Below are 13,013 nucleotides of genomic sequence, written 5' to 3'. Positions count from 1 at the left end.
CATTCGTTCCTATAGGCGCCAGCGGCCCGCTGTCGCTGGTCGTCGATTTTCCTATCGCGTCAAATCGTCGAGTCGGCGATCAGATCGCCGTAGCGACTTTCATGGCGAGCTGGCCGAGCGTCGCTTCGGCGGAGGGGCCGGCAAGCACGTAGGACGTGCCGGCATTGTGCCATGTGACAAGACCGATCTCGTCCTTGATGGTTTCCTTGAAGTCGTCGGTCTCCGGTGGCTGCGCGTCCTTGCGGAAGCAGATGGAGATGACGTCGCCGTCGGCGTTGGAATAGACGAGCTGGCCGACAGGGCGGCTGTCGCCGAGGATGACGCGGGCGCCCTGGAAGGTCCAGGACTCGCCACTGAGATCGGGCACGCGGAAAGGCACGCCGATCGCGGTCGTCAGCCAGCTGGAGATTTCCTCGGCCTGCGAGGCGGGCACTTCGACGAGATGCCGGGGCTGGCGGATCAGCAGGCGCTGATAGGCGGTGACGTCGCCCAGCCAGTCGCTGGTATTGGCAGGCGCCGTGGCGGAGGTCGTGGTGGCGATTTCATCGGCATCCGGGCTGGTGCCGACGAAATAGCCGATGCCGCAACCAACGGCAAAGAGAATAAGCGCGGCGGCCAGCGCCTGCGGGCCGCTCGGCGCCAGCTTCACCGGCGGGCGCGTGGCGCGCTGGGCGATCGGCGTCTTCGGCGGCTGCGTGCTCTTGATCGAGCGGACGAGGGCAAGCGGCACCGGCTCCTTCAGGATATCATCGAGGCGGCGGCGGCCGAAATCGGCGCCGTGGCGAAGCTTCTCGTGCAGCCGGCGCGCATTCTCGTCGTCTGCCAGGCGCTGCTCCAGTTCGTGGCGCTGTTCGGGCGAGACTTCGCCATCGAGAAGGGCGGTGAGCTGGGCTTCGAGCGGCAATTTCCTGAGATCGGGCAATTCAGTACCTGTGGATCGGGTGGGAGCCGGCAAGCCCGGCAAAATGCAGCCTGGCGGTCGCGAGCTGCGAAACGACATTTGCCACCGGAACGCCCATGATGTCGGCGGCTTGCTGGTAGCTGTGGCCTTCGACGTCGACAAGCAGGAACATGCTGCAGATGCCGTCCGGCATATCGGCGATCATGCGATGGATGGCGTCGGGATCGACCGCAGCCGAGCGTTCGCGGGCGGCCTCGCGAATATCGGTGACGTTGCCGCGGACGGAGGCCTTCGGCTTGCGCCTACGGCTGTCGTCGGTCCATTGCTGGCGGGCAAGCGTGTAGATCCAGCTTTCCAGCCGGCCTTCTCCGCTCCACTGATGGCCCTTGGCGATGGCGCGCTGACAGACGGCCTGAACGAGTTCGTCGGCCATGGCAGCCTCACCCGCGAGCGTGATCGCGAAGCGGCGAAGGCGGGGCAGAAGGCCGACGAGATCACGCCGGAGATCGATGGTCGTTGCGGGTTGACGCATTGTCTATCCAAGAAGCGTTCACAATGGTTTCGCGGACGAAGGGTTCGCCGTCGGGCGCGAAGCCGGCTTTATCGACGCCGACGATGCATGTGCTTTATGAAACAAGTCTCCTGCACTTCGCAAGCATCCGGCTGTCTTCATCCCCTTTTCTCAAGGGATTTTCGCATTCTAGACCACAAAACTTGCGTCAATATGTCTTGTAGCCGTTCAAGCTCTGCAGCAGCGCGCGATAGGCCCAAGTGCCTTCGCCGCCGCGATCGCGGATTTCGACAAGCTGGACGCGGGCTCCCTGGATATCTCCCTGTTCTACCAGCGCCATGCCCATGTAGGAGCGGGCGAGGATGTAGTTTTCATCCGCCTGCAACGCCTTGCGGTAATAGGACATGCCGAGCTCCATGCGGCCGGCCTTGCGGTTGGCGTAGCCGAGATAGTTCAGGATGCGCGGGTCGTTCTGGTTGCGGGCAAGATTGAGCACGGTGATGGCGTTCTCATACTGGCCCGCATACGCAAATTCCCGGGCGAATTTAAAGAGATCGTCGTCGTTGAAGCTGCTCTTCTTCGGATTGACGCATTCCTTCTTGGTCTTGTCCCAGACCTTGCCGCCGGTGCAGGTCTTGGTCGTCTCGGTCTTCGGCGGCGGATTGGTGTCATCATTGCCGCCGCCGACCGCATAAGCGGCCGTGGCGATGCCGAAGGCAAAGCCGGCGGCGAGCGAGAGTCTGGACAGGTGACGGAAAGAAGAAGTCATCGGCGGGCTCCGTTCTGAGGCGATGCAGTTGGCCGGATTGTACGCTTACCGCTAAAAATACCAAGAGGGTAAGCGGCCTCCATGGCAATTGTTGCGACGATCGCCTGACCTCCTCTCAGATCGATTCAAGTGCTGGAGGAAAGGAGTCCGGAACCGGCGCTAACGTGCGAAAATATCGACGCTTTCCGGCATCACTGCGTCGCCTGACCTGTTGACGCTGAAGCGCTCGCCACTGAGTTCCCAGGCGCCGGGAGAACCGTCGATGGAGAAGAGGTTGTAGGCGGCGGGCGGCTTGATGCTGCCCGGTCCCTGCGAGGCCGAGGCGATGCCGACGACGGGCACCGGCTGCACCTGGCCGCGCAGCCAGTGCAGCGTGTTCAGGTGGGTGTGGCCGTGCAGCACGAGTTCGGCGCCGCCGGTCGAAATCACCGCGGCGAAGCGGCGAATGCCGATCATGCGCTTGTAGAAGGTGGTGGCGCCGCGGATCGGCGGATGATGGATCATCACGACCCGGAAGAGACCGGCTTCGCCGGCCGCGCGCAGCATATTGACGGTATCGCGAGCCTGGCGCGCGCCGAAGAAGCCGGAAGCGGCAAAGGGAGGTGTTGCGACCGCCGTCGAGCAGCCGACGATCGCGACTTTGTCGCGGATGCGCAGATACGGGAAGATGTGGCGATCCTCCTGCCATTGCGGCGGGGAGAGATCGCCGCGGACATAATCGTACCAGGCGCGCATCGACTTCTCGTAGGCGCCGGGCACATAGGCGTCATGATTGCCGGGAACGACCGAGGTGTCGGCGGGGTCGCCGAGTTCGCGCAGCCAGGCGGCGGCGGCGCGGATCTCAATGCCGCTCGCCAGATTGACAAGGTCGCCGGTGACGGCCAGATGATCGGCCTGGTGAGCGCGGATATCGTCGAGGAGCAGATCCAGCGTGCTGCCGAAAAGGTGCTTGCGTCGGTTTCGATGCCAGTTCACAAAGCCCGTTATGCGTTTTGAAAACAACTCCTGGATGGAAAGACGAGGCAACGGCCCAAGGTGGACGTCGGAAATATGCGCGAGCTTGAACATGCTACGAGACATAGACCAGCTTATTGACAAATCAAACACATCCGGCGCGATGAAGGGCTGAAACGGAACGATGGTGGATAAAGAAAAGCGGCCCCTACATATCAGGACGGCCCTGCGCCTTCTGCATGTCTATTTCTCCTTCGCCCGCGGCATGACGATGGGCGTCAGGGCTGCCTGCTTCGATGCGGAGGGGCGGATTTTCCTGGTGCGCCACAGCTATGTCGGCGGCTGGCATATGCCGGGCGGCGGGCTGGAGCGCAACGAGACGGTCGAAGAAGCGCTCGCCAAGGAATTGCGCGAGGAGGGTAATCTGAGGATCATCGGCAAACCGCAGTTGGTCCAGGTCTATTTCAACACCACGAACACCCGTCGCGACCATGTCGTGTTTTACCGGGCGAGCGTCGAACAGACGGCGCCGCGCCCGCCGGACTGGGAGATCTCCGACAGCGGCTTCTTCTCGCTCGACAGCCTGCCGGAGGGCACGACCGAGGCGACGCATCGCCGCCTCGCTGAGCTTCGGGGCGAGCAGCAGCCCGACCACCGCTGGTGAGAGGCAAATCTTAAGCCGCGGCAAGCCGCAGCAATTTAAAGGTTCTACAGCGTCCTTTGCGCGTCTAAAAAGACGCGCGGCGCTGTAGCGCGGCCATGCGGGCTGTCGAGATCGAGCGCCGGGCCGACGGGAACGATGCCGGTCGGATTGATCGTCTTGTGGCTGCGGTAATAGTGCTGCTTGATGTGGGTGAGGTTTACCGTCTCAGCGATGCCTGGCGTCTGATAGAGATCTCTCAAATAACCGGGCAGGTTGCGGTAATCGGCGATCCGGCGGATGTTGCATTTGAAATGGCCGACATAGACGGGATCGAAGCGTAGCAGCGTCGTGAACAGGCGCCAGTCGGCTTCGGTCTGACGGTCGCCGAAGAGATAACGGCTCTTGCCCAAGCGTTCGTCGAGCATATCGAGCGTTTCGAACAGCTTGCCGACATTTTCCTCATAGGCCTCCTGGGTGGTGGCAAAGCCCGCCTTGTAGACGCCGTTGTTGACGGTGTCGTAGACGGTGGCGTTCAGCGCATCGATTTCGGCGCGGAGATCCTCGGGATAAAAATCCGTCCTCGAGCCGGTCAGCCCGTCGAAGGCGCTGTTGAACATGCGGATGATCTCGGCCGATTCGTTGCTGACGATCGTGCCGGTCTTTTTGTCCCAGAGGACGGGAACGGTGACGCGGCCGGAATGATGCGGATCGGCCTTGACATAGATCTGCCAGAGCGTAGCTGAACCGAAGAGCTGGTCACCGGTGGCTCCGTCGCCGACTTTGAATTCCCAGCCGTTGTCGAGCATCAGCGGATCGACGACCGAGACCGAGATCAGTTCCTCCAGCTTCTTCAGCTTGCGGAAAATCAGCGTGCGGTGCGCCCAGGGGCAGGCAAGCGAGACATAGAGATGATAACGCCCGGCCTCGGCCTTGAAGCCGCCGCTGCCGGAAAGGCCGGCCTCACCGTCCGATGTCACCCAGTTGCGGAACTGCGAGGGCTGCCGCTTGAACTGGCCCTTGCTCTCCTTTGTGTCGTACCAGACATCATGCCAGACGCCGTCCACCAGCATTCCCATGATCTTCATTTCCTTTGGTTGCGTGTCGGGACCGAAGTTAGCTGAGATAGCGGGGCTTTGCATGCGGTAAAGGTTGAACAGTGTGTCACGCCGTTCGGGCGCTGCATAGTTTCGCGTGCTGTGGTGTGCATTTTGCGTTGGACGGCAGAAATTTTTCCTGCTATCGGCGTTTCCACGATTTTAGGATCCCTGCCTGATGTTCATTTCCAGAAACCCGCGACGACGCTGATGCTCCCGAACGCCCAAGGCGTGTTCGAGACCCATCAATCTGTCCATCCGGTTTCTGTCATCATGTACAAGCACGATCTCGTCTACCTCACCGAAGACGCGTCTCATGACGCCGCCATCGAACATATCAACGAAGAAGCCTTCGGTCCGGGTCGCTTCACGCGGGCGGCCGCTCGCATCCGCGAGCAGGGGCCGCATGATCTGTCGCTCTCCTTCATCTGCACCGATAATGGCGAGACGATCGCTTCCGTGCGGATGACGCCGGTGCTGGCCGGCACGGTCAAGGGCCATCTGCTCGGCCCGCTCGCCGTGCGTCCCTCCCATAAGAACCAGGGGATCGGCCGTGAACTGGTGCGGATCGCGGTGGAGGCGGCAAGGCGCAAGGGCTCGGAAGCCGTCATCCTGGTCGGCGATCCGCCCTATTATGGCCCGCTCGGCTTCGAGAAAGTCGCCTACAACGCGCTTGCCTTTCCCGGCCCCGTCGATCCCGGCCGCGTGCTTGTCGTTGCGATCGCCGAGGACGTGCACGAGCGGCTGAAGGGCATCATCGCCTGGCACGGATGATTGGAGCAATTCCAGGAAAAGTGCGAAGCGGTTTTTCGTCCGGAATTGCGTTAATGTCAGAGCGGTTCTGCGCTTCCGCGAAAAGCTGACCCGCTCTAGAGGTTTTTCCGGAGGAAGCTGCGTGTGCGGCCTTCCGGGAAATCCTCGAGCTCACCGAAAACCTCATAACCCTGACTGAGATAGACACGCAGGGCCTGCGGGCTGAATGTGTCGATCCAGGCGCCGCGGCAGCCCCGGGCCTTGGCCTCTTCTTCTGCTTTTGTGAGGATCTTGCCGGCGAGACCGGTGCCGCGCAGCGTGTCGGGAATATAGAGCATCTGGGTGAAGAGCCAGCCCCAGGCGGTATAGCCCGAAAGACCGCCGGTCACCTTGCCATCGGTATCGCGGATAAGGACGGCAAGCGGTTGGCGGTCGGAGGGGCCGACATCATTGTTGTTGAAGGCCTGGAGCGCATCGGTAATCACTGCCAGTTCCTCCGGCGAGGGTGAGGCGGTGAGCTCGAATTCCGGCATGAGATTAGCGCCCCTCGCGCCACCACATGGTTCCGAAGGCAAGCAGCAGAATGCCGACGCCGGCAAAACCGGCAAAGAGCGGCAGCGTATTGATGCCCTTCAAGACGGTCTCGCTGGTCATGCGGATCATCATGCGATCGTCGTCGGCGACGCGGACCTGGCCACGCACCGGCAGGATCGGCGGCACGTTGATCCTGCCGTTTTCGTTGGCGACGCGGGTGACGAGACCCTTGCTCCTGTCGGCGACCGGCTTCAGCACATCGGTCGTCGAGATCATCGCCTTGAACTCAGGTGCGTCGACGGCGCCGATATGGACGAGCGTCGACAGCTTGCCGTTGCGGATTTCGAAGAGGCCGATCTCGTCCATCCGCTTTTCGGCCTTGTAGAGCCCTGGTTCGGTCTGGGTGAGCGGCAACGTTTCGGTCTTGCCTGAGGGGTAACGCACGGTGGCGTTGCCGGGATTGTCGCCGATCGTCTGGCGCGTGACTTCAAGTGTCCGGCCGGAGGCGCGCGCTGTCAGCGCTTCTTCCTCGAGCGCCGGCTCCTTCATCAGCCAATGGGCGATACGGCGATAGAGCGAAACATTCGGGCCGCCGCCCTCGAAGCCGCGCGCCCAGAGCCAGCCTTGATCGGAAAGCAGCATGGCGACGCGGCCCTGGCCGGCGCGGTTCAGCACCAGCAGCGGGTGGTTGTCGGCGCCGAGCATGATCGTCTCGCCCTGCGGCCGGTCGACATCGACGCTGCGGAACCAGCGGCCCCAATGCGGCGGTTCCTCGCCCGAACCGTCGAGACCACGGGTGACAGGATGCTTGCGGCCTTCTTCGGAGAGGCGGGGATAGAAGGCTTTCTCGATCATCTCGCCAGTGGGCGTTGCCGGCAGGACCGTGGAAAGAGGCGTCATTGCAATCGAATCGGGGCCGGCATGCTCAGGCCCTGCGGCAATCAGCAGCGCGCCGCCGTTTTCGACATATTGCGAGATGTAATCGTAATAGAGCAGCGGCAGCACGCCGCGATGCTGGTAGCGGTCGAAGATGATCAGGTCGAAATCCTTGATCTTGTCGACGAAGAGTTCGCGCGTCGGAAAGGCGATCAGCGACAGTTCGTTGATCGGCGTGCCGTCCTGCTTTTCCGGCGGGCGCAGGATAGTGAAATGCACAAGATCGACCGAGGCATCGGATTTCAGCAAGTTGCGCCAGGCACGCTCGCCGGCATGCGGCTCGCCGGAGACGAGGAGAACGCGGAGATTCTGGCGGATGCCGTCGATGACGTGAACGGCGCGATTGTTGGCGGTGGTGACCTCGCCGGGGAGTGCTGCGACTGAGAATTCGAGCACGTTGCTGCCGCCGGCCGGCACCTTGAAGGAGAAGGGCGTATCCTGGCCGGGTGTCGCCTGCAGGGTGGCGATCTCGTCACCATTCAGCTTTACCGTGACATTGGCGGTGCCGCCGGGGCTCGGGCCGTCGTCGAATACACGCAGCACGACCTGCTGCTCCTCATTGACGATGCCGAAGCGCGGCCCCTTGATGACTTCGATGCGGCGATCGAATTCGTTGGCTTTGCCGGTAATGAGGCCATGGATTGGCGCATCGAAACCCAGCGCCTGATTGGCGGCCGGAACATCGTGAACCTCACCGTCGGTCAGCATGATAGCGCCGCCGATGCGGGCAGGCGGGACATCGGCGATGTTGGCCGACAGCGCGTCGAACAGGCGCGTCGATGGCACGTCGGAATTGACGTCGCCTTCGACATCGACGAAGCGGGGCTCGATCTGGGGGAAGCGGGCGAGCTGTCCCTTCAGGGCGGCCAGCGCATCGTCGGTCAGCTTGACGCGATCGGGCGTCTGTTGGCTCTGGCTTCGGTCGACGAGAACCGGGACGATGGTCGACAGCTGATCCCGGTCCTCCTGCAGCAGCACCGGATTGGCAAGGGCGGTCAGCATGGCGAGTGCCGCCAGCGTTCTGATCCAGGCGCCGCGAATGCCGCGCCAGATCGCGAAGGCGGCGATAATCGCGCCGATGGCGGCCAGTGCGGCCAGAACCGGCCAAGGCAGGAAGGGCGAAAAGTCGAAGGTCATCTCACTGTCCTAACCGTTCGAGTAGGTCGGGAACATGGACCTGGTCGGTCTTGTAGTTGCCGGTCAGCATGTACATCATGATGTTGACGCCGGACCGATAGGCATATTCACGCTGCGCTTCATCGGACGGCACGGTCGGCAGCATCGGCACGCCGTTATCGTCGACCGCCCAGGCGCCGGCGAAATCATTGCCGGTGATCAGGATCGGCGACACGCCGTCGGCTGTCGCTGCCGATTTTTCGGTCGCTTCGCGGCCGCCCTGCCGGGCCTCGATCCAGAGTGGGCTGCCGGTGTAACGACCGGGAAAGCTCGACAGGAGATAGAAGGATTTCGTCAGCACGTGATCGGATGGCACGGGTTCCAGCGGCGGAATGTCGAGATTGCCGAGGATTTGCTGCAGCCTCTGACCGTTGGCGCTGACATTGCCGCCATTGTCCAATGCGCTGATCTGATCGCGCGTATCGAAAAGCACGGTGCCGCCGTTGCGCATATAGGCGTCGATGCGGCTGATCGCGGCGCTCGACGGCATCGGCGCTGTCGCCGAAACCGGCCAGTAGATGATCGGATAGAAGGTGAGCTCGTCTTTGGTGAGGTCGATGCCCACCGGCGGCGCCGGCTCCAGCGTCGTGCGGAAGGTCAAGAACTGGGTGAGGCCCTCGAGGCCGCGCTCGGATATATCGTCGACGTCCTGTTCACCGGTGACGACATAGGCGAGGTGGGTGTTATCGAGCCTCTGTAGGATGAGGTCGTCACCGGGCTTAGAGTCGTCGGCGTGAAGTGAGCCGGGTTGCATGAGAAAGCCGGCACTGATCGCGATGGCGACCATCGCGGCGGTGCGGACAGCGGGGCGCGAGCGCGAAAACGCACCGTTCATGAAGAGGACGACCAGGCTATCGGCCAGCAGCAGCAGGAAGGCTGCGAGAAAGAGCGCGGGCTTTGCCGACCAGCTTTCGCCGCCGATCAGGCCTTCGCGCACGGCATTGGTCCCCGTGATGTCGAGCGGCATCAGTTCGGCATTCTCCGGCAATACGTTGAGCGAGGTGAAGCCATCTTCCGAACCATAGAGCCCGGGCGGGTTGTCGAAATTCGCCGTCGGTTCGGCCCCGGCCTGTGGAATGATGGGTCGCGCCGAACCCGTCTCGGAGACGAGCGTGCCCTTGGCCGTCAGCATCCGGAATGGCGGCAGCGTTTCGGAGACACGTGCATTGCCGCGCGCCTCCGACGTCACGCCGCCCGAACGCGATATCTGCAGGAGGTGGCGCAGCATGTCGACGAACGTGCCTGAGATCGGCAAATCGGACCAGGTCGCTTCCGCCGTGACATGAAACAGGACGATCTGGCCGGATGCGAGCTGCTTCATCGTGACGAGCGGCGTGCCGTCAGCCAAGCTCGCCCAGGTGCGTTCGGCAAGATCGGGCGTCGGTTCGGCAAGCACCTGCCGCTTGACGACGACGTCGGCGGGACGCGCTATGCCGGCGAAAGGCCCTAAACTCGGAAATTCGGCGAGTGACTGCGGTTCGCTCCAGGACAATGTGCCGCCGAGCGCCCGTTCTCCCTGGCGCAGGATAACCGGGATCAGCGGATCGTCCGCAGGGGCTGCGGCCATACGCGGACCGGCGAAACGCAACAACATGCCGCCATTCGATATCCAGCGTGTCAGCGGTTCGTAGGTCTCCTCCGGCAGGCGGCCGATATCGGCCATGATGATGATAGAGGGATTGCTGGCGAGAAGTTTCGGTATGGCGACCGAAAGATCGGAATCTCTGGGCTGGATCAGATCCGCATAGGGCTGCAGCGCTCGCTGGATATAATAGAGCGGCGAGAGCAGCGGCTGGAACTCATCCCCGCCTTCACCCGACAGCAAGACAACACGGCGGCGCTTGAACGCGTCGTCGAGAAGGTGGACGGCGCCGGCGGTTGCGCCATTGTCGACGCTGACGCGGGCGAAATCGTTGCGCATCTCGAAGGGTGCGGTGATCGAACTCGTCGCAACGCTCTGGCCGGGGCTGAAATCCGCCCTGCCGTTGGCGATCGAGCGGCCCTGGCTATCGACGGCGTTCAGCGCCACGGACGCAGCACGCGAGGTGTTGAGCCGTGTGACCTTGACGGTCATGGCGTCGGCCGCATTGTTGGCCGCGGTGATCGCGACCGTCCGAGCGGCATCGCCCTCGATCAGCCGGAGATCGGCGGGCTGCAGTTCAGCGAGCCTGCGGACGGTCGCGTCGTCGGCTTTGGCGGCGGCGCCGTCGGTCAGGAAGGCGAGGGTGCCGGGTTTGATGCCGTTCAGCGCGGCGCGCAGCGCCTGGAAGGCTCGCTCACGGTCCGGCACCAGCGGTCGCGGCTCGGCGGCGCGCAGCTTGTCGCGGGCGCTCGCGGCGGTGCCTGGAACGGCGTCGTTGGTCGGATCGGCGGTGAAGGCGATCGACACAGGCGTGCCGGCGGATTCTGCGTCGTCGATCAACGCGTCGGCGGTCTGGATGCGGCGCTCCCAGTCGGGCGCCGCCGCCCAGCTGTTGTCGACGAAGAGGACGAGCGGGCCACCGGATGCCAGCGAACTGGTGCGCGGATTGAACACCGGATCAGCGATCGCAAGAATGACGGTGGCGGCGAGCAGCATGCGCAGCAGCGTCAGCCACCACGGGCTTTGCGCCGGCGTCTCCTCGCGCTTCAAGACAGAGGCGAGGATTTTTAGCGGCGGGAAGACCTCGGTCTTCGGGCGCGGCGGCGTCAGCCGCAGCAGCCACCAGATGACCGGCAGGGCGACGAGCGCGCCGAGAATGGCGGGAAAGGCGAAAGCGAAGGGAAGGGCGTTCACATCTGCCCTCCATGCGTTGCCTTGGCCGGCATGCCGGACAGGTACATGTGCACCGCGACCAGCGCCTCCGAGGCGAGATGATCGGTGCGGTGCGTCGCAAAGGTCCAGCCGAGATGGCGCAGCGATTGGCCGAGGCTGTCCCTGCGGGCGAGGTAGGCGTTGCGATAGGCCTCGCGGATGTGTTCGGCGCGGCCGGAGACCAGCTTGGCGCCGGTCTCCGGATCGGTGAATTCGGTGCGGCCGCTATAGGGGAATATCTCTTCGGCGGGATCGGCGATCTCGACTACGTGGCCGCGCAGGCCGCGGCGGGCAAGCGGGCCGAGGCGTTCCATGATCGCCGGCGCATCGTCGAGGAAATCGCCGATCAGCACCAGATCACTCCAGCCGCGGATCATCGCCGTTTCCGGCAGGCCGCCGGTCAGCGGCGTGTGCATGAGAGCGGCTGCAAGGCGCTCGGCGGCGTTGCGAGCGGAGGCGGGCTCCATGATGCCGGGGCAGCCGATGCGTTCGCCGGAGCGGGCGAGGATTTCTGCAAGCGCCAGCATGATGACCAGCGCACGGCTTTCCTTGGAGACGCTGCCGTAGCTCGACTTGTACATCATCGACGGCGACATGTCGCACCAGAGCCAGATCGTGTGCGCCGCCTCCCATTCGCGCTCGCGCACATAGGTATGGTCGTCGCGGGCGGAGCGGCGCCAATCGATGCGGGACAGGCTTTCGCCCTCGGAATAGGGACGGAACTGCCAGAAATTCTCGCCGATGCCACGCTTGCGGCGGCCATGCCAGCCGGCGATCACCGTGTTGGCGATGCGCTTGGCTTCCACCAGGCAGTCCGGTACCAGGGCGGCCCGCTGTCTGGCGCGGGAAAGGGCATCGCTGCCTGACGTCGGGTTGACGATCTGTCCGATAGATGCCACGCGTCCGGCTTCCTTATCCCTTTGCCTGCTTGACCAGTCCGGCGATGACGTCGCGCACCGACATGCCTTCGGCGCGGGCAGCGAAAGTCAGCGCCATGCGGTGCTGGAGAATGGGTTCGGCGAGCGCGAAGATATCGTCGAGCGAGGGCGCCAGGCGGCCTTCGTAGAGCGCACGGGCACGCGCGCAGAGCATCATCGCCTGGCCGGCGCGAGGGCCCGGACCCCAGGCGACATTCTTGTCGGTCGAAGCATTGCCCTGGCCGGGACGGGCCGAACGCACCAGCGCCAGGATGGCATCGACGACGGTGTCGCTCACCGGCATCTGACGCACCAGCGTCTGAATCTCGATCAGCCGCTGCGCGTCGATGACGGCTGCAGGCCGGGTTTCCCCCAAGCCCGTCGTCTCGAGCAGGATCTGGCGTTCGGCGGCGAGCTCGGGATAGTTGACGTCGACCTGCAGCAGGAATCGGTCGAGCTGGGCTTCGGGGAGGGGATAGGTGCCTTCCTGCTCGAGCGGATTCTGGGTGGCGAGCACATGGAAGGGTGCCGGCAGGTCATAACGCTGGCCGGCGATGGTGATGTGATATTCCTGCATCGCCTGCAGAAGCGCCGACTGGGTGCGCGGCGAAGCGCGGTTGATCTCGTCGGCCATCAGCAGCTGGGCGAAGACAGGGCCCTTGACGAAGCGGAAAGAGCGGCGTCCACTGTCGTCCTGGTCCATCACCTCGGAGCCGAGAATATCGGACGGCATCAGATCCGGCGTGAACTGGATGCGGTTGGCGGCAAGGCCGAGGACTTCGCCGAGCGTCGTCACCAGTCTGGTCTTGGCAAGGCCGGGGACACCGACGAGCAGGGCATGACCACCGGAAAGGACGGCGAGAATGGTGTTCTCGACGACGCTTTCCTGACCGAAGATCACCTTCGAGACTTCTCCGCGGATGGCGGCGATATCGGAGAGCGCCTTTTCGGCAGCGGCGACGATCGCCTTTTCATCGAGGCTGGCTTCGGTCTTCATCATACCCACGGGCATCTCCAACGGCTGAAATCAT

The 13,013-nt window shown here is 63.5% G+C and carries 12 protein-coding genes; 2 read left to right on the top strand and 10 right to left on the bottom strand.

The features are described from left to right. Window positions 1-79: 79 nt before the first annotated feature. From RLEG4DRAFT_RS25815 to RLEG4DRAFT_RS25800, 4 genes are all read right to left on the bottom strand, one after another. Window positions 80-922 carry an anti-sigma factor family protein gene (locus RLEG4DRAFT_RS25815; RefSeq protein WP_003581199.1) on the bottom strand — a complete coding sequence of 281 codons (843 nt, stop codon included), beginning with the start codon at window positions 920-922 and terminating at the stop codon, window positions 80-82. A gap of 1 nt (window position 923) precedes the next feature. After that, on the bottom strand, window positions 924-1,433 hold the full coding sequence (locus RLEG4DRAFT_RS25810; RefSeq protein WP_003581196.1) for an RNA polymerase sigma factor: 510 nt from the start codon (window positions 1,431-1,433) through the stop codon (window positions 924-926). Between the two features lie 187 nt (window positions 1,434-1,620). Beyond that, on the bottom strand, window positions 1,621-2,181 hold the full coding sequence (locus RLEG4DRAFT_RS25805; RefSeq protein WP_003581195.1) for a tetratricopeptide repeat protein: 561 nt from the start codon (window positions 2,179-2,181) through the stop codon (window positions 1,621-1,623). Window positions 2,182-2,340: 159 nt separating this feature from the next. Continuing rightward, window positions 2,341-3,249 carry a metallophosphoesterase family protein gene (locus tag RLEG4DRAFT_RS25800; protein ID WP_003581193.1) on the bottom strand — a complete coding sequence of 303 codons (909 nt, stop codon included), beginning with the start codon at window positions 3,247-3,249 and terminating at the stop codon, window positions 2,341-2,343. A gap of 70 nt (window positions 3,250-3,319) precedes the next feature. On the opposite strand from RLEG4DRAFT_RS25800, the gene RLEG4DRAFT_RS25795 reads away from it, so the two are divergent. Then, complete coding sequence (locus RLEG4DRAFT_RS25795) at window positions 3,320-3,799, top strand: NUDIX domain-containing protein (RefSeq protein WP_003581191.1); 480 nt, start codon at window positions 3,320-3,322, stop codon at window positions 3,797-3,799. 44 nt (window positions 3,800-3,843) lie between these two features. On the opposite strand, the gene RLEG4DRAFT_RS25790 is transcribed toward RLEG4DRAFT_RS25795, so the two are convergent. Continuing rightward, window positions 3,844-4,854, bottom strand: coding sequence for a glutathione S-transferase family protein (locus RLEG4DRAFT_RS25790; protein ID WP_003581190.1), 1,011 nt, complete (start codon window positions 4,852-4,854; stop codon window positions 3,844-3,846). Window positions 4,855-5,082: 228 nt separating this feature from the next. Here RLEG4DRAFT_RS25790 and RLEG4DRAFT_RS25785 point away from each other — a divergent pair, with 228 nt between their 5' ends. Next, a complete protein-coding gene (locus RLEG4DRAFT_RS25785) occupies window positions 5,083-5,646 on the top strand; it encodes a GNAT family N-acetyltransferase (RefSeq protein WP_003581189.1) in 564 nt (187 codons plus the stop codon). Window positions 5,647-5,741: 95 nt separating this feature from the next. Here RLEG4DRAFT_RS25785 and RLEG4DRAFT_RS25780 read toward each other — a convergent pair whose 3' ends face one another. The 5 genes from RLEG4DRAFT_RS25780 to RLEG4DRAFT_RS25760 are packed head-to-tail and all read right to left on the bottom strand — an operon-like array spanning window position 5,742 to window position 12,988. After that, window positions 5,742-6,158, bottom strand: coding sequence for a GNAT family N-acetyltransferase (locus RLEG4DRAFT_RS25780; RefSeq protein WP_003581188.1), 417 nt, complete (start codon window positions 6,156-6,158; stop codon window positions 5,742-5,744). 4 nt (window positions 6,159-6,162) lie between these two features. Beyond that, window positions 6,163-8,232: a hypothetical protein gene (locus tag RLEG4DRAFT_RS25775; protein WP_003581187.1), complete on the bottom strand. Its 2,070-nt coding sequence runs from the start codon at window positions 8,230-8,232 to the stop codon at window positions 6,163-6,165. A 1-nt stretch (window position 8,233) separates the two neighbouring features. Further along, window positions 8,234-11,047, bottom strand: a complete 2,814-nt coding sequence (locus RLEG4DRAFT_RS25770) for a DUF4159 domain-containing protein (protein WP_003581186.1) — start codon at window positions 11,045-11,047, stop codon at window positions 8,234-8,236. Then, the gene (locus RLEG4DRAFT_RS25765) at window positions 11,044-11,964 is read right to left on the bottom strand and encodes a DUF58 domain-containing protein (protein ID WP_003581185.1); all 921 of its coding nucleotides are present in this window, start codon (window positions 11,962-11,964) and stop codon (window positions 11,044-11,046) included. Before RLEG4DRAFT_RS25765 ends, RLEG4DRAFT_RS25770 begins: the two co-directional genes overlap by 4 nt. Window positions 11,965-11,977: 13 nt before the next feature. Continuing rightward, window positions 11,978-12,988 carry an AAA family ATPase gene (locus RLEG4DRAFT_RS25760; RefSeq protein WP_003593035.1) on the bottom strand — a complete coding sequence of 337 codons (1,011 nt, stop codon included), beginning with the start codon at window positions 12,986-12,988 and terminating at the stop codon, window positions 11,978-11,980. Between the last annotated feature and the right edge of the window lie 25 nt (window positions 12,989-13,013).

Source organism: Rhizobium leguminosarum bv. trifolii WSM2297 (assembly GCF_000271845.1).
The sequence above is the reverse complement of the archived record's forward strand: the minus strand, read 5'-3'. Positions and strand labels throughout refer to the sequence as shown.